We start from the raw sequence: 17,533 nt of genomic DNA, 5'->3' as shown, positions 1-17,533 counted from the left end.
ATTTAGTTTAATAAGTGATCTTCAATAAGATCACGCACTTGTACTGCACTAATTCTCTGATCGTTATCACCAGTTACATAATTGCTTATAAAGATTGGAAAATCTTCTTGATCTTCAGTCAAACGACCGTGAGAACCCTTTATTAAACTGGCATCAATTGGTATAATATCCATCACTGTTCTAAAACCCAATTTTTTCTTTATGAGCTTTCCGGCAACTTTTGCCATAACCAATTTATCTTTTGGATCAGTCATCATTTCAACTGGATCATAACCTGGTTTTTTATGAATATCCACCATTCTGGCATAATCAGGTGCCTTGGCATCATCTAACCAGAAGTAATATGTGAACCAAGAATCTTTATCAGCTACTACTACAATATCACCACAGCGGTCGTGATCAATGTGGTAGTCTTTTAAATCATCTCCATATAAAACTTTCTCCACACCTTCAACTGCTTTTATCAATGCAGCTATCTTACCAATATCTTTTTCATTTTTGCAATACACATGGGCAATTTGATGATCTGCAACAGCAAAAGCATCACTTGCTCCGGCATCTAAAAGCTCCAGTCCACGCTCTTCACGTATGGCTATATATCCTTCTTTTCTTAAAATTCTATTGAGATGAATTGGCTTGTTTACATTTGTAATTCCATACTCGGAAAGAAGTATCACCCTGGTGTCCAAAGACTCATAATGTTGTACCAATTGTTTTACCACAGCATCTATTTCATTTAAATCCTTAGAAATTATTTTAAAATCAAGACCATAACGTTGTAAGTTGTAATCTAAATGGGGTAAATAAATCAATGTTAGATTAGGATTATGTTTCTTATCCGTCAACAAAGCTGCATTTGCGATCCATTTAGATGAGTTGATGGTAGTTTTTGGCCCCCAGAATTCAAAGAGCGGAAATGTTCCTAAAGTACTTTGCATTTCGTCCCTTAATTCAGCAGGATAAGAATATACATCTGGAATTTTTCTACCATCTGCCAAATAATTAGGTCTTGGCGTAATACTAAAATCAACGTTGCTATACATATTGTACCACCAAAAATGGTTGGCACAGGTAAAATTGGGGTATTTTTCTTTGAGATCGTCCCATATTTTTGGTTGTTCTACCAGTTTGTTAGACTGTCTCCAAAACTTTACTTCACACTCATCTTTAAAATACCAACCATTACCAACTATACCATGTTCAGATGGCCATTTACCGGTTACATAGGTAGATTGTACAGCACATGTAACGGCAGGTAGCACAGGCTCTATGTATGATGCCTGCCCTCTCTCTAAAAATGATTTTATAAACGGTGTATGTTCACCTATCAATCGTTTTGTTAACCCAACTACATTTATGACAACCGTTTTCTTCATATTTTACATGTGTGACTTAAGCCACTCTAGTTCTCGTATTATTGATACCGATAAATCCTGTTTTAAATCTGCCGGAAGCACATCCCATGTATAAGTTTCTATTTCTAGATGTTCCGATATAGGATCAGTTTCTAAATATTCCATCGTTTTTAGAATATGATCTTGCGTTGAAAACAACTTGCCATATTTTTCTAAAAAAATAGGAACATGATAATGTGCTCTAAGTTCCGTGTGATTTCTTTCCCCTTCCAATACCAAAGGCAAATCACTATATGTCTTAACCTTTCCGTCTACTTTTTCGGTTACCTGATGTAAATAGGTAGGCTCATTAAATTGTGAAAGTTCTTCCCAAATACGTTCATCATCGGTACTATTGAAAAGAATTTTCAACGCGGCACTTATTTGAATTTTTCCTACCCTAATATCATTCGCCTTAAACTTTGCAAATGTAACGGTCGGCTCCTCATAGGCCAATGAAAAATGGCAAACATCATAACAAACTGTAATATATTTTTTAATTAAAGATTCTGCTTCATCTGCATTTAAATCTAATTCCTGCTTAAAATAAGCTCTACCTATAGGAACCAAGTAATCCGAATAAAACAACAAAACCTCATCGCTATTTTCTAGCAAACCATCTGGTTCAGGTTCAATATCCATATGCAAATAGTTTCCTGTATCTTGTTCAATTTTGAACAATTGCTTGGCAACTTCAAGCATATTCTTAGCACCGGCTTCAAATGCATTTTTTGTTTCCGAAAGGGTCTTATGCCAGTATTTATAAGTGATTGGAGATGTTGAAATTCCGCCGTTCAATCCCGCGGGAATTAATTCTGAAAGTTGACGAAACAGTCTTTTGGTATAATTTAAGCGGTCATCTGTAGTCCAGTCTGGCGCATGTACCAAATCTTTTACACGCTCGTCATGAAAATTTCCATAAGGAAAACCATTCATTGTAAACACGTACAAATCATTATCATTTAACCACTTTTTAAAGTCGGTCAAATTATTGCCCATGTCAAGCTCTTCGCTGGCTTTATTTGATAGACGCAGTCCTAAACCAAAAGCTTGATTCTTTGAAACTTCTTTTTTGATACCTAGCACATGATGCTCAATACTTTCAAAAGTATTTTTCCAATCTTGCCCAGGGTGAATGTTTGTACAATATGTTAGGTGATAGTTTTTTTTCAGTTGCATTGCATTTAATTTAATGCGAATTGATGATTAAGTTTAGTAATGGCTTTGGACATTAACTCCATATCAATAGTATGTACGTCGTGCTTTACGCCCAAATCAGAAATAAGGGTTATTGTTAATTGTCCCCCTAAATGCTCTCTAAACTCTTCTATACCGTTTAATAACTGCTCAATTTCATCATTGCTCTGCACCGGGAGTGATAAATCAAAACCAATAGCGATCATTACATCCAAAATGTGCTGTAAATCCTCTTCAGAAATCAATCCAACTAACTGCGCATAGGTAACATCTAATGCGATGCCTTTAGCTACAGCTTCACCATGTCGCAACTCATAATTGGTCATGAATTCCATTTTATGTGCAGCCCAATGCCCAAAATCCAGAGGTCTAGACGATCCTGATTCAAATGGGTCTCCACCTTGTGCAATATGATGCATGTGCATTTCGGCACATTTGTAAATAACATACTGCATGGGCTCCATTTCCCTATTTTTTAATGCAACTGCATTATCGGCAATATATTTAAAAAAAGTTTTATCCTTGATCAATGCCACTTTAATGGCTTCGGAAATTCCGGAAATCCAATCGCGCTGTTCTAAGGTTTCAAGAAAATCACTGTCGTTAATTATGGCGAACGGCGGTGCAAATGTTCCTAAAAAATTTTTTTTCTTAAATGCATTTACACTGTTCTTTACCCCTACTGCAGAATCGTTCTGTGATAATACCGTTGTAGGTATTCTTATCAATTTAACGCCTCTATGTGCTATAGCTGCCGCATAACCGACCATATCAATTACAGCACCACCACCAATGACTACCACAAAAGAATGACGACAAATTTTATTATCGTTTACCCCTTTTAAAACTGTTTCAATAGCCTTATCACTATTCTTTACTCGTTCTCCCCCTGGCAACACTAAAGTGTCGGTATATTTTATAGTTTGCTTATGTTTATTGCAATAATTTTCAATTTGGCTTACTAGAGCTCGATGATGATTTTTAACTCCGTCATCCAACACAAAGAGAAGTTTAACTGGCCCAAAATCTTTATAATCCGAAATAAGATTTGCGAATAAAGGATTTTCTAAAGCAAATAGTCCAGAAGTAAAATATAATTGATAATCATACTGTACTTGAAAAGACTGTTTTATAGGTTGTAATTGCATATTCATTTTATGTTACTGCAAATAATTTTGACAAAAGCATGGATAATGGTAACAATAATAAAACGACCAATGCCAAATACCAATTAGAAAAACCGGCCACCCAACAAGCGTTCATTACTACTAGCGACAAAACACCACCCATTACCGCACTTTTAATATTTTTAGGCGAATTTTCTTTATATGCCTTAATCAAGGGCTTAAAAATCAAATACCCAAACAAAAATAAAAATGGAACTATAGCTAAAATTTGAGAAGTTTGCCACATTACCGTGAACAATATAGAAGTTATAACCAATGCATACAAAATACCCGCCCATACAATGTGCTTTTTATTGTTGCCATGCACCTCGCCCCTACTTATCAAAGTAATGGCAAAAATATAAACTACAGGAACCAATGAAATGTACCACTGATCTAAACTTCCCAGAATAGACATACCCATTAGAAGGTTTAATCCACGGCAAATCCCCATATTTAAGGGTCCGAAAAAATTAAATTTCTTAAAATAGCCATCATAAGTTAAGATTGCCATAGTCAGAGCAACGGATATTAAACCTGATAATACAGTAGTTTTAAATGCCAATGTTATACCGATCAGCATGAGAATTGTCCCAAAATAAATAGCTTCCTTTTTGGGCACAAGTCCGCTTGGAATTGCCCTCTCCGGTCTTTCGACCGCATCTAGATCTGCATCGAAAACATCGTTAAATACCACACCGCCTGCATATAAACTTACAGATGAAATTACCAATAGCAAAAGATCAACATTATGCTCCTTTAAAAAATCAATTACAACGATGTTCTTTAGATACAAGGCAATAGCGAATCCCGCCATTATATCCGCTGCGGCAGTTGGCAAATTCGCAGGTCTTGCCAAACGGGCAAAACCCATTAACTTCTCTTTCATTTGTTAAATGATTTGATCTTCGTCAATACGAGGTTTTTGCCCTCTAAGAACACTATTATCGTTAAAAAGCTGTGATTGATTAATACTATCCGGTTGTAACCAATGTGCTTCTTTCATTTTACCATTTTTACTAAAAGCATCCAAGGCATTTTGATAGCAGGTTTTTCTAACATCTTCTAAAGCTATACCTCTTTTCAACATTAAGGATGCTGTTTTTGGCACTGCTAAAGGGTCACTCACACCCCAATCTGCAGAACTATCCACTATAATATTATCACTTCCATACTTCTTAACAACTTCTACCATACGCTCGTTGCCCATTTTTGTTTTAGGATAAATGGTAAAAGCAGCAATAAAACCACGGTCAAGAACCTCTTTTACGGTTTCTTCATTATTATGATCTATTATAACGTTCGATGGGTCCAAACCATGTTCCAAACAAACCTCCATACTCTTTATGGTTCCTGCTTTTTTATCTCGGTGTGGTGTATGCACCTGTACGGTCATGTTAAGTTCTTTGGCCATATCTAGCTGCATTCTAAAAAACTTATCCTCTGCAGGTGTTTGATCATCATATCCTATTTCCCCAATAGCAACTACATTCTCTTTATGTAAGTATAAAGGCAATAATTCTATTACTTGTTCAGCCAAAGCTTCGTTATTAGCTTCTTTGGAATTTAAACCAATTGTACAGTAATGTTTAATTCCGAATTGGCTGGCCCTAAATGGCTCCCAACCTACCAAACTACTAAAGTAATCCTGAAAAGACCCTACTTGGGTTCTAGGCTGACCAAGCCAAAATGAAGGCTCTATAATCGCAACAACCCCCGCAGCAGCCATAGCTTCATAATCATCGGTCGTTCTTGAAGTCATGTGTACATGCGGATCTATAATCATCATTTTATCTTCCATTCTAATGTTGTTTTATCGTATTCCAAGTGGTGTGCCCGTCGGCAATTTTATGTTTTAGCTCTGGCTTTCCATTTAATAGCGCAAGGGCTTTTTCGTTTTCTGAATAATAACAGCAAAGAGCTCCGGCTAAATTTTCTACAACATCACTACTGTTAAGTAAGGTCTTCATATCACCTAAAAGCTGCTCATTTAAAAATTTTGAAACAGGTCTCCAGAACAATGGATCTATTTTTCTGCCTGCAGCCCATCTTTCATGTGCATAATCGGATATTATTCTAGCTAAATCTTCATTTGCCCTTTCGTCCACAGATTCTATTTTTGAAAGGTCACGCTCCATAAATGCGGCTTTTAAATACATTTGATTCCATTGTTGATCATTGAAATATTCAGCCGGATATGGATTGTTCATTGATATGGCATCAAAAACAGTAGCTATGTTCGTTCTCAAAGCTTCTACTGCCGCATTCTTATAAGCTTCTGGGTTTGGCAGTAATATCAAATATTTTAAAAAGGTCTTTAGCTCTCCAGTATCAGCCACCTGAATGATATTTGCTATTTTAGGCGTAAAGAAATCCAAATCTTGTGAGAGTACTTCTGACAACAAAAAAATTCGCGCTATTTCCAAAACATTGGCTTTATGTTCGCTAAAGTAATATGCACTTTTACATTTTTGACTTTTAAATACTAGTGGTTCTACACCGTCAAATTTCATATTTATTAAACTGTAAGCCATGAACAAATCTTTTGAAGATTTTTCTAAAGCTAACTTTTCAGTTTTGCCCATTAACCAAGCGACACTTTCTGCCGGTCCGTATTGGATTAAAATATTCTGAATATCCTGTCTATTATGCATTTTGATGTTTGATCGATGGTATCTCAAAAATAATTATTATTCAGCAGTAAGACGCCTAGGTTTTTGATTAAAATTCGTTTGATCTTTAAAATCTTTCTAATTTTGAAAAAAAGAAAATTATGCTAGGATTAAAACTACCTACAGATCCAAGATGGGTGAATATTGTCGAAAAAAATATAGACGAAATATTAACAGACCATGCATATTGCGAGCAAAAAGCTGCTAGTACGGCAATATCCCTAATTGTATCTTTTCCCGAATATACCGACCTTGTTACTGAAATGGTCGCGTTATCTAGAGAGGAGATGGGGCATTTTAAAATGGTGCATGACCTTATTTTACAACGCGGCAATACATTAGGCAGAGACAGAAAGGATGACTACGTAATTGAGTTGATCAAATTTTTCCCCAAAGGAGGAAGCAGAACTACACAATTGGTACATCGTTTACTTTATGCGGCATTAATAGAGGCTAGAAGCTGCGAACGTTTTAGACTACTTTCTGAAGAGTTGGAAGATAAAAAATTAGCGGACTTCTACCATAAACTTATGGTCAGCGAGGCAGGTCATTATACCATGTTCTTAAAGTTTGCACGTAAATACGGGGATCTTGAAGAGGTCAATAAAAAATGGGACAGCCTTCTAGAATACGAAGCCCAGATCATGAAAGATTTAGGAACCAAAGAATCTATTCACGGTTAAATATCTATCTACTTATTTTCAGAATTGTACAAATCTTTAATAATACCATCGGACAGTCCTATTTTGGGTACATGTATTTTTTTTGCACCGCTCCATTTTGCAGCCGAAAGGAAAATTTTGGTTGCCGGTATTATTACATCTGCCCTATCTGGATTTAAGCCCAGTTCCGATATTCTATCATCATAACTTAAGCTATCCAAAAAATGATATTGCGCATTCAACCAAATATACGATAATGGCTCACCCTCTTTTCTACCAGATAATTTATGTAATTTGTTGATGTTACCGCCAGAACCGATTATAGATATTTTAGGCCTATCCTTTAAATTTACCTTTATCCATTCTTCTAATTTTTTCCAAGTTTCTGGCTTTACCATATCATTTAACAGCCTTACCGTACCTAGTTTAAAGGACTTTGATACTTGAATCTTGCCCTGAGAAAATACGGTAAATTCCGTACTACCCCCACCAACATCAATATACAAGTAAGATTGATCCTTGGTAATAAGATTCTTTAGGTCTGTTGAAGCTATTATAGCTGCTTCTTGTTTACCATCTATGAGATCAATTTGAATTCCAGATTCTTTGGAGACCTTCTCTATAATCTCATTTCCGTTATTCGCTTCTCTCATTGCAGAGGTGGCACAGGCTCTATATTTCTCCACTCCAGCGACTTCCATCAAAAGCTTAAAGGCTTTCATTGCTTTTATCAACCTTGTTTCGTTTACTTCTGATATTTCACCAACCGTAAACGAATCTTCACCCAGTCTTACAGGAACCCTAACCAAGGCACTTTTTCTAAATTGGGTCTTTTTACCCTTATCTTCAATCACGTTATGTGTGAGTAACCTTATGGCGTTGGAGCCAATATCTATTGCTGCAAATTTTCTAACCTTCAAAAGATTCTATTTTATAATTCCTGTCTATTCGCGTAGTACTCATATGTTGCAAATTGAGACCTAATTCTAGGCAACGTAGTCTTTCTATAGGCATTATCTTGTGCAGCATTGAACACACGGGCTTTCGTATTATCCTTCCAACAGATATCAAAAGTATCCATCAATTCTTTTTTAATATCCTCGTCATAAATAGGACAACCAACTTCTACTCTGTAATCAAGATTTCTCGTCATCCAATCTGCAGATGATATATACATTTTAGTATCGCCACCGTTTGCAAACGCAAAGAAACGAGTATGCTCTAAAAATTTGTCTATAACACTTATGGCTTCTATGTTTTCACTCATACCCTCAACCCCTGGTATTAAGCAACATATACCTCTTATGATCAACTGGATCTTTACCCCTGCCCTACTAGCCTCATACAGTTTATCTACCATTTTGTAAGAGGTAAAACTGTTCATTTTTATTTTGATAAAAGCCACTTTGCCCTGCTTGGCATTTGCTATCTCATTATCAATTAATTTCATGAACGCATTTTTGGTATAATGCGGAGATACTATAAGATGTTTATACTTGTTGATCTTGTAGGTAGTCTCAAAAAAGTCAAAGACTTTATTCAACTCTTTAAGTATAGAATCATCTGCTGTAAAAAGAGTAAAATCTGTATAAATTCTTGCGGTAGATTCATTAAAATTACCTGTACTCACAAAACCGTATCGCTTTAAAGCTCCATTTTCTTCGCGCTCAATTAAGCATATTTTACTATGTACTTTTAACCCTGGAACACCAAATATTAATTTAACCCCTTCTGACTGTAACTGCTCTGCATATTCAATATTTGCCTGCTCATCAAAACGTGCCTGAAGTTCAATTTGAACGGTTACCTGTTTACCATTTTTAACCGCATTGATCAAACTTGCCGCTATTTGCGAGTTACTTGCCAGTCTATAAACCGTAATCTTTATGGTACGCACTTTTGGATCAAGTGCGGCTTCTCGTAAAAATTTCAGTACATAGGTAAACGTATGGTAAGGTGTATATTGTAAATAATCTTTTTTAGCGATACTTTCAAGAATACTACCTTCTACACTAAGCCCTTTAACCGGTAGCGGAGTTATTTTGTCATACAACAAATCTTTTCTACCCAAGCTTGGAAAACCCATATAATCTCTACGATTGTGATATCTTCCTCCAGGAATTACACTATCCGTATCCTCTATATTCATTTTCTCTTTCAAAAATGTCAAAGTATCCCTGCCAATACTCTTATCATATACAAAGCGTACAGGATCACCTATTTTTCTATGTTCAACACTAGAAGATATTTTCTCGATAAAACTTTTACTTAAATCATTATCTATATCTAACTCTGCATCTCTAGTAATTTTTATCATGTGGGCAGAAATAGATTCATATTCGAACATGGTAAAAATATTACCTAGGCAGTATCTTATTAAATCATCTAAAATAATGATATAGCTTTTTTCTCCTTCATCAGGCAATACCACAAAACGATCTATACCCTTTGGAATTTCAATAAGTGCATATCGTTTTTCTTTCTTACTTTCATCACTTTTAATAACCATTTTAACCGCCAGATACGCTGCAGTATCTTTTAAGGTAGGGAAACCGGTTAGATCATTTAAGATTATGGTCATTAATTGCGGACTAACCTCTTTTAGGAAATAGGCTTTTACAAATTCCTTTTGATTATCGTTTAATTCGGTTTCCTTTAAAATGAAAATGTTTTTACCCTCAAGTTCATGCTCAATTCTTCTCAGAATTGTTAAACTCTTAGTCTGTTGTTCAATTACAATATTCGTAATTTCTTCCAGAAGGTCTTTTGCTTTTTCTCCTCCCAATACACTTTTACCAGTTTTACCGGCTTCAACTATACGTTTAACGGTTGCATACCTAACCTTAAAGAACTCATCTAAGTTGTTGGAAAAAATACCTAAAAAACGTAATCTTTCAATTAACGGAACATTTTTGTCCGCACTTTCCTGCAGTACACGCTCGTTAAACCATAACCAACTTATTTCTCTATTTACGTACTGGTTGTTATTTTTAATCATGCTTTTAGTTGCTTAGGAAAAATGGTTTGTATCGTTGAGCCTTTTATAACTTTAGCCCAGGTATTTTCGTTGAATTGCAAATGAACGAATCCGCTAGTTGGCACATTGTCAATATGCTTATTACCCATAGAATTTGCCAAATGAGTAAAAGTATGGTTGTGCCCAAACAGAAGTACATTATCTAATTTATCGTCTAAATCTTGAATAAACTGAAACACTTGATTTCCTGAAAAATCATACAGGTCTGCGGTAACATTACAATTCTCCAGTGGATAATATAGTACTCGTAAGCAAATCATACACGTATGAAAAGCTCTATTTGCCGGGCTGGTATAAACATGATCTATTTTCAAATTTAATCTTTGCATCTCTTCGGCTACCAAACGGGCATCAGAAATTCCTCTTTGTAAAAGAGCCCTGTCCTGATCACTTACATTAAGCTCCCAAGAAGACTTACCGTGACGCATTAAAAATAGATTCTTCATTTTCAAATAGTTAAGGAGCCAAACGCTCTATTTTCCAATCATATTCACTGGTAAGTGTGTACCTAATTCTATCATGTAGTCTGTTAGGTCTACCTTGCCAAAATTCTATAGATTGCGGTCTTACCAAATAGCCACCCCAATGCTTAGGCCTTTCTATTTCTTTACCGTTATATTCTTTTTCCAACTTAGCCAATTTATCTTCCAATACGGCTCTGGAATCTATTACAGTACTTTGATCCGATACCAATGCCCCTAATTTACTTCCTTCAGGTCTTGACTCAAAATAACCATCAGAAAGATTTTCGGGCAATTTTTCGGCAACACCTTTTATGATTACCTGGCGCTCTAAGTTTGCCCAAAAAAAGGACAGACAGAGATTTGGGTTTTCACTAATAGCTTTCCCCTTTTCACTATTGTAGTTCGTATAAAAGATAAAACCCTCATGCGTATATTTCTTAAGAAGTACTACCCTACTTTTGGGAAAACCATCTAAACCTACCGTAGAAACCGTCATAGCATTAGGTTCAACTACCCCATCGGAATTTTCAACCTCATAAAACCATGTTTGAAACAGCTGTATTGGATTATCAGATATACTGTCTTCTACCAACGCACTTTTCTCATAGGATTTTCTATAATTACCTAAATCTTTCTGCATCATTTTCGTGTTAAAAACAAGATAAACAAAGTTCTAAAAAGAAAGGAAAATAAACGTTATAAAAACGTATTAAAAGGTTTAAAATTCGAATGTTTTTCCGTCGTCAGCAAGAAGCACATTATTGAAGATAGTTGAAGCTTCTTCTTTAAACAATGCTATTGATTTATAACGGGTAGAGTAATGACCTAACACTAAGGTTTTTACATTAGCTTCTTTTGCAACCATAGCGGCTTGTTTAGCGGTAGCATGCTTAGTTTTCACGGCAAGATCTGTCTCTGTTTCTAAAAATGTGGATTCATGATATAAAACGTCTACATTTTTAATCTTTTCAGCCAAACTTTCATCATAAATGGTATCACTACAAAATGCATAAGATTTTGGCTCAGGCGGATCAAAGGTTAATTCACTATTGGGTACAATAGTACCATTATCCAAAGTTATATTCTTTCCGTTTTTTATATTGTTATAGTAAACTTTGTCAATCCCATACTTTTCTGCCGCAGTAACATTCAGCTTTCTCTTGCCTAATTTTTCTCTGAACAAGTAGCCATTTGTATATACCCTATGATCTAATGGTATGGTAGTTACACTTATCTTTTCATCTTCAAAGATAAGCTCCTGTTCCTTACTGGTAAGTTCATGAAATAACAATGGGTAGTTTGTCCAAGAATCTCCCAATTTCAAAAGCAATGTAATAGCCTCTTTAATTCCTTTGGGGCCGTATACATGAAGTGCTTTCTCCCTACCCAATAATCTCATGGTAGAAATAAAACCTGGGAGTCCAAAAAAGTGATCTCCATGCAGGTGAGAAATGAAAATATGGTTTATTCTTGAGAACTTTATTTTATGCCTTCTAAGCTCTACTTGGGTACCCTCACCACAATCAATTAATACAACTTGATTGTTAATTTCTAAAACTTGTGACGTAGGATTCGTAAGCGTTCTTGGTGTTGCCGCATAACAACCCAATACAGTAAGGCGCATAAAATAAGTACTTAAGTTTTCTTATCTGTGCTTTGCGTATTGTTATATACCCAAATCACGTTCTATTTCTTCCATTTCAACAACATCTCTAGCTTCTTGAAGGGTTGGCACAAGATTAATTTCTTCAGGAACATCATCGTAAGACACTTTATCCGATACCAAAACGAACGACTGTCCGTTCTTTTTATGCATTTTTGCTACTTCTAAAAATGAGATAACATTATAAGGTGTCAACTTTGAGAAGCTTAACAAGTCTAACACCAAATTATCGTTTTTTAATTTTGCATATTCCTTCTGCAAATTCTCTAAAAAACGCTCAATTGAAATTTCTTCTTGAGATACAATAATCAACGATTCTTCTTTAGTGAAAATCATATTATTTTATTTTAGAGGCCAATAAATAAATTACCGCCATACGAATGGCAACTCCGTTTTCTACCTGATTTAATATTATAGATTGCTTGGAGTCTGCCACATCACTTGTAATTTCCACACCTCTATTTATAGGACCTGGGTGCATTATTACAATTTCCTTATCCAAGCTATCAAGCAATTTTTTATTCACCCCAAATTGTTGGGTATACTCTCGTGTGGTCGGGAAATAACTTATATCCAATCTTTCGTTTTGTATGCGCAGCATGTTAGCTACATCGCACCACTCTAACGCTTTTCTTAAATTGGTTTCTACACCGACCCCTAGAGATTCTATGTACTTAGGAAGCAATGTTTTAGGACCACACACCTTAACATTTGCTCCTTGTAATTTTAGCGCAAAAATATTTGAAAGGGCAACCCGTGAATGAAGAATATCACCAACTATCACTACATTTTTGCCTGCTACGTCTCCTAATTTTTCACGTATGGAGTAAGAATCCAACAATGCTTGTGTTGGATGCTCATGTGCGCCATCGCCAGCATTTACGATTGATGCATTTACGTGTTTGGATAAAAATATGCCCGCACCAGGGTTAGGATGCCTCATCACCACCATATCTACTTTCATAGATAGAATGTTATTTACCGTATCTATTAAGGTTTCACCTTTTTTAACCGAAGACTGACTTGCGGAAAAATTAAGCACATCTGCAGATAAACGCTTTTCCGCCAATTCAAAAGACAGTTTAGTCCTAGTACTGTTCTCAAAAAATATATTGGCAATAGTAATATCTCTAAGCGAAGGCACTTTTTTAATAGAACGGTTGATCACCTCTTTAAAATGATCGGCAGTTTCAAAAATAAGCTGAATATCGGTTTCCTTTAGGTATTTAATTCCCAGTAAGTGTTTAACACTCAGTTCGCTCATTTTCTTATCTATTTACTAAGTATATTATATCTTCCCCGTCATTTTCTTCCCACATCACCTTTACCTTCTCATCATTAATGGCGTCTACCTGGCGACCTCTGTAATTGGGTTGTATAGGCAAATGTCTACTGAATCTACGATCTATTAAACATAACAACTCTACATCTTTTGGTCTGCCAAAAGATTGCAAAGCAGTTAAGGCCGCATTTATACTTCTACCTGTGTACAGCACATCGTCAATTAAAACAACATTTTTGTCCTCTACCAAGAAATCTATCTTTGTTTTTGTGGCCTCTAGGGTCTTTTCCCCTCTTCTAAAATCATCACGATAAAAAGTAATATCCAAAAACCCTAAGTCTATCTTCTTTACCTTATACTCCTCCTTTAAAATCTTATTCAAGCGTTCAGCAAGAAATTTTCCCCTTGGTTGAATTCCAATTAAAACTGTGTTTTCAAAATTTAAATGGTTTTCAAGCAATTGGCAAGCCAATCTGTGCAGGATGATATGTATTTCTTTGGAAGAGAGTAAAACTTTTTGACTCATAATGGGCACCCGTGCTTTTAGCTTAACAAAAATAGATAATTCTATCTAAACTTTGACAGCCAAAATAAGGAAGTAAAATCAAAAAAAATAAATTTAGATCAATGAACGTGAAATCTATAAGCCCAAGATAGAAAAGAAGGCTTCTTTATGGCTTTCACCAATAGGTATGCGCATGTCATTAATAACTATTCTGTTACGCTGTACCGTTTTAATGTAATTTACATTGACCACATAGGATTTATGCACCCTAAGAAATTGATTTGCAGGTAACTTACTCATAATCTCCTTAAAGCTCATTAACGTTAAAATGGTTTTATTGGTGTTGGCAATATGAATTTTCAAATAATCTTTTAAACCTTGTACATATTCAATTTGGTCCAAATCTATTTTTATACTTTCATATTCCGCCTTCACAAAAATGAACTTTTTTTCTACTGTACTATCACCGGTAGATGAGAAAACGTTTGCTTCCATAATTGGCTTTTGTTTTTTTGAAATTAAATCTTGTACTCTTGATACTGATTTTATAAAACGATGATAAGGTATAGGTTTCACCAAATAATCTACTGCATTCAACTCAAACCCATCTACCGCATAATGTGAATAAGCAGTGGTAAATATGAACAATGGTCTGTTATCTAAAGTGCCCATAAAATCTATACCGTTTATTTGGGGCATTTCTATATCACAAAAGATCAAATCTATTTTCTTTTCCTTGATTTCCGTAATAGCATCGAGCGGATTGGTATATGAGTTCACTAACTCTATAAAGTCTAGCTTTTCACAATAGCCCGTTAGTATTTCAATCGCCAAAGGCTCATCATCTATAATTATACATTTCATAAGCTTGATTGTTTTTGGTAAATGGTCAAAGAAACTTCATAATCTTGGCCGTCATTACTAACCTCTAAGTTGTGCAGACCTGGATATATTAATTCTAATTGATTTCTAATATTCTCAAGTCCGATACCCGAGTTCTTGGTGGGTTCTCTAAAAATTCCAATTTTATTCTTAACGTTCAAATAGATAGAGGCATCTGTAATTATCAATGAAATTTTCACATAGGTCTTACCCTTGTAATCCGTACCGTATTTAAAGGCATTTTCTATAAACGAGATGAATAGCAAAGGCGGCACCGCACGCCCTCTATCTTCCCCCGTAATCTTTAAGGATACATTTTCACTATCAGATAGTCTTAATCGCTGTAACTGTATATAACTTTTTATATAATCTAGTTCTTTATTTAAAGGCACCAAGTCTTTATCTGCCTCATAGATCATATACCTCATAAGTTCCGATAAATCAACTATCGCCTCTGAGGTGTCTGGAGATTTTTTTACAGATAAGGCATAAATGGTATTAAGTGAATTGAACAAAAAATGTGGATTTAATTGCGCCTTTAAAAATTGTAGCTCAGACTTAATATTTTCCTTTTCAACTGATAAACGTAAATTCTCATTACGTTTCCATTCAACATACATTCTTAAAATGGCACTGATCACATAAGGTATTCCAAGATTTACGAACGTTCTATAAAACGGCATAAAACCAAGACCTCTTGGTCTTTCTTGTTCCATAAAGAAATTATCGGGTATTCTTGGCGGAAAAAAATGATTGAGCAAATACACCGAAAAAATCAAAAGTCCCAGTGAAAGAAATAAATAAAAGAGCACAGTCTTTTTCAGTAAATACTCTGGTACCAAGTAAAAATAATTGAAATAGAATAGTACTATAATTACAATGAGCTTTGGAAACACATCTGAAGGAATAGGTCTTGCATCATTTAGTACAGGATAAAATGTGAGTCCATAAAACAGAATCCAAATGCTGATATGGACAACTATCTGAATTCTATTATTAATTATCGATCTCATATACTATCAATGACCTACTTGGGTTGAAATATTCAATTTCGCCAGATCTGTCGGTAATAAAATTGGCGATTTCCCCTCTTCTAATTTAGATAGTACCAAGTTTGCCGTTTTCTGAGCTTCTTCTTTAGAAACAAATTGTTGCTTACCTGGAAGACCGGGAACGAACTCTTGTACAATCACTATCTTTTCTCCTCTCAAAATCTTATAACCAAATCCATCATCTAGACTTACTATTTGACTTTCAAATATTTGGTTTTGGCTGGGCTCAGATTGGATATACATAACAATGCCAAAGCCAAGTACCAAAAATAGCACAATAGCAAGCGAGTATTTTACAGTAGAACTCATAAATAAATGTTTAAAAATGGGCCAACCTTCACAGATTGACCCAAAAAATTAACAATTGCACTCACTATGAAAAATTAATCTTCGTCATCGTACTCATCCAATGGAAAAAATTCATCTAAATCATCTAGGTATAATGTTCCAGTTCTACCCATTCCTATAAATACTCGACTTCCATTTGAAAAAGCAATGGCATCTTGCCTTGTAGCTCCTTCAAAAGATGTTTTTTGTTCCCATTCATCCGAAGCTGGATCGTACTCCCAAACTGTATTGGTAGCACCACCTAATTCTCCGGTTGCTATATAACCGTATCCGTTTAACGTAAATCCAACAGCATTACTTCTTGCAATAGCATAATCATCTTCTTCATCAAGGTCTAACTTTGAAGTCCAACTTTCAGTAGCAGGATCAAATACCCAAAAATCATCTAAGTATACCCCGTTGGACACTCCAGTACCTAAATACACTAAACCATCTATAGTAAAAGTGGTGGCAGATCTTCTTTTATTTCCTCCAAAACCTACTAATTCAGTCCAAGAATCGGTTGCAGGGTCATACTTATAGAAATCCTTTCTATCATTCTCGCCATCATATCCTGTACCCACATAACCATAGCCGTTAATTCCAAAACCTACAGCACTTCTTCTTGCTGTTGGTAAAGAGGCAATTTCCGTCCATGTATTAGAGGCAGTATCATAGCTATAAAAATCCGTCAATTCATCTACACCATCATACCCAGAACCTATATAACCAGTACCGTCAATCTCAAAACCTACGGCCGCATTTCTAGCAGCTCCAGGAAAATCAGCTTTTTGAGACCAGTAGTCACCTTCAATATCGTATGCCCAAAAGGAAGCCAAATAATCGTCTCCATCATAACCAACACCCATATACCCAGTATTACCTATTGTAAAACCAGATACACTACTTCTTGGGCTACCATCAAATACAGATTTATCTACCCAGTTACCTAAATCGTCGTCATCATCACTTGAACAACTTGTAACTACCATGGCCAAAAGCGCCAAACCGGTAATTTTGTATACATACGATTTTCTTTTATTCATTACTTTTTTGTTTTAAGGTTCTTTCTTTGAGAAATCAAATCTACTAGAGACCCCAGGGTTCTAAAAAACACAATAGATTAAGATTGATTTTTAACATACCAATCCTAGGTTTTCATCTACGAACACAAACATTTCATTAATAGTTTAAATAATAGATTTCATCCCTTAACATTACGGATTCGTC

At 35.3% G+C, this 17,533-nt stretch carries 19 protein-coding genes; 1 reads left to right on the top strand and 18 read right to left on the bottom strand.

What is annotated here, in order from left to right; translation table 11 throughout:
* Positions 1–2: 2 nt before the first annotated feature.
* Genes PXC01_RS12960 through PXC01_RS12935 form a run of 6 tightly spaced genes read right to left on the bottom strand, consistent with a single transcriptional unit; the run spans position 3 to position 6,411 of the window.
* A complete protein-coding gene (locus PXC01_RS12960; protein ID WP_276472716.1) occupies positions 3–1,376 on the bottom strand; it encodes an alkaline phosphatase family protein in 1,374 nt (457 codons plus the stop codon).
* Between the two features lie 3 nt (positions 1,377–1,379).
* On the bottom strand, positions 1,380–2,573 hold the full coding sequence (eboE, locus tag PXC01_RS12955) for a metabolite traffic protein EboE (RefSeq protein ID WP_276472715.1): 1,194 nt from the start codon (positions 2,571–2,573) through the stop codon (positions 1,380–1,382).
* A gap of 5 nt (positions 2,574–2,578) precedes the next feature.
* On the bottom strand, positions 2,579–3,739 hold the full coding sequence (locus tag PXC01_RS12950) for a 3-dehydroquinate synthase (RefSeq protein WP_276472714.1): 1,161 nt from the start codon (positions 3,737–3,739) through the stop codon (positions 2,579–2,581).
* A 7-nt stretch (positions 3,740–3,746) separates the two neighbouring features.
* Positions 3,747–4,646 carry a UbiA-like protein EboC gene (gene eboC, locus PXC01_RS12945; RefSeq protein WP_276472713.1) on the bottom strand — a complete coding sequence of 300 codons (900 nt, stop codon included), beginning with the start codon at positions 4,644–4,646 and terminating at the stop codon, positions 3,747–3,749.
* A 3-nt stretch (positions 4,647–4,649) separates the two neighbouring features.
* Positions 4,650–5,558, bottom strand: a complete 909-nt coding sequence (locus tag PXC01_RS12940) for a TatD family hydrolase (protein WP_276472712.1) — start codon at positions 5,556–5,558, stop codon at positions 4,650–4,652.
* A 1-nt stretch (position 5,559) separates the two neighbouring features.
* A complete protein-coding gene (locus PXC01_RS12935) occupies positions 5,560–6,411 on the bottom strand; it encodes an EboA domain-containing protein (protein WP_276472711.1) in 852 nt (283 codons plus the stop codon).
* Positions 6,412–6,530: 119 nt separating this feature from the next.
* Between PXC01_RS12935 and PXC01_RS12930 the strand changes: the two genes are divergently transcribed.
* On the top strand, positions 6,531–7,112 hold the full coding sequence (locus tag PXC01_RS12930; protein WP_276472710.1) for a MiaE family protein: 582 nt from the start codon (positions 6,531–6,533) through the stop codon (positions 7,110–7,112).
* Positions 7,113–7,120: 8 nt separating this feature from the next.
* Here PXC01_RS12930 and PXC01_RS12925 read toward each other — a convergent pair whose 3' ends face one another.
* The 12 genes from PXC01_RS12925 to PXC01_RS12870 form a co-directional block, all read right to left on the bottom strand.
* Entirely contained in the window at positions 7,121–8,011 is an 891-nt protein-coding gene (locus tag PXC01_RS12925) for a Ppx/GppA phosphatase family protein (RefSeq protein WP_276472709.1), read from the bottom strand.
* Between the two features lie 11 nt (positions 8,012–8,022).
* A complete protein-coding gene (ppk1, locus tag PXC01_RS12920; RefSeq protein WP_276472708.1) occupies positions 8,023–10,089 on the bottom strand; it encodes a polyphosphate kinase 1 in 2,067 nt (688 codons plus the stop codon).
* Positions 10,086–10,574 (bottom strand): SixA phosphatase family protein, encoded by a 489-nt coding sequence (locus tag PXC01_RS12915; protein WP_276472707.1) that lies wholly within the window; start codon positions 10,572–10,574, stop codon positions 10,086–10,088. Before PXC01_RS12915 ends, ppk1 begins: the two co-directional genes overlap by 4 nt.
* A gap of 10 nt (positions 10,575–10,584) precedes the next feature.
* Complete coding sequence (gene pdxH, locus PXC01_RS12910; RefSeq protein WP_276472957.1) at positions 10,585–11,232, bottom strand: pyridoxamine 5'-phosphate oxidase; 648 nt, start codon at positions 11,230–11,232, stop codon at positions 10,585–10,587.
* Positions 11,233–11,310: 78 nt separating this feature from the next.
* Complete coding sequence (locus tag PXC01_RS12905) at positions 11,311–12,216, bottom strand: ribonuclease Z (RefSeq protein WP_276472706.1); 906 nt, start codon at positions 12,214–12,216, stop codon at positions 11,311–11,313.
* A gap of 42 nt (positions 12,217–12,258) precedes the next feature.
* Positions 12,259–12,591, bottom strand: a complete 333-nt coding sequence (locus tag PXC01_RS12900; protein ID WP_276472705.1) for a ribonuclease Z — start codon at positions 12,589–12,591, stop codon at positions 12,259–12,261.
* Position 12,592: 1 nt separating this feature from the next.
* Positions 12,593–13,519: an aspartate carbamoyltransferase catalytic subunit gene (locus PXC01_RS12895; RefSeq protein WP_058105770.1), complete on the bottom strand. Its 927-nt coding sequence runs from the start codon at positions 13,517–13,519 to the stop codon at positions 12,593–12,595.
* Between the two features lie 4 nt (positions 13,520–13,523).
* Positions 13,524–14,063 (bottom strand): bifunctional pyr operon transcriptional regulator/uracil phosphoribosyltransferase PyrR, encoded by a 540-nt coding sequence (gene pyrR, locus PXC01_RS12890; RefSeq protein ID WP_058105769.1) that lies wholly within the window; start codon positions 14,061–14,063, stop codon positions 13,524–13,526.
* Positions 14,064–14,177: 114 nt separating this feature from the next.
* The gene (locus PXC01_RS12885) at positions 14,178–14,906 is read right to left on the bottom strand and encodes a LytR/AlgR family response regulator transcription factor (protein WP_058105768.1); all 729 of its coding nucleotides are present in this window, start codon (positions 14,904–14,906) and stop codon (positions 14,178–14,180) included.
* Entirely contained in the window at positions 14,903–15,937 is a 1,035-nt protein-coding gene (locus PXC01_RS12880; protein WP_276472704.1) for a sensor histidine kinase, read from the bottom strand. The genes PXC01_RS12885 and PXC01_RS12880 overlap by 4 nt, the downstream gene beginning before the upstream one ends.
* Positions 15,938–15,943: 6 nt before the next feature.
* Positions 15,944–16,285, bottom strand: coding sequence for a DUF4907 domain-containing protein (locus PXC01_RS12875; RefSeq protein WP_071339967.1), 342 nt, complete (start codon positions 16,283–16,285; stop codon positions 15,944–15,946).
* 74 nt (positions 16,286–16,359) lie between these two features.
* Entirely contained in the window at positions 16,360–17,349 is a 990-nt protein-coding gene (locus PXC01_RS12870) for a Kelch repeat-containing protein (RefSeq protein WP_215998385.1), read from the bottom strand.
* Between the last annotated feature and the right edge of the window lie 184 nt (positions 17,350–17,533).

Source organism: Maribacter huludaoensis, from assembly GCF_029350945.1.
GTDB classification, from domain to species: domain Bacteria; phylum Bacteroidota; class Bacteroidia; order Flavobacteriales; family Flavobacteriaceae; genus Maribacter; species Maribacter huludaoensis.
This window is presented reverse-complemented; position numbering and strand designations above follow the sequence as displayed.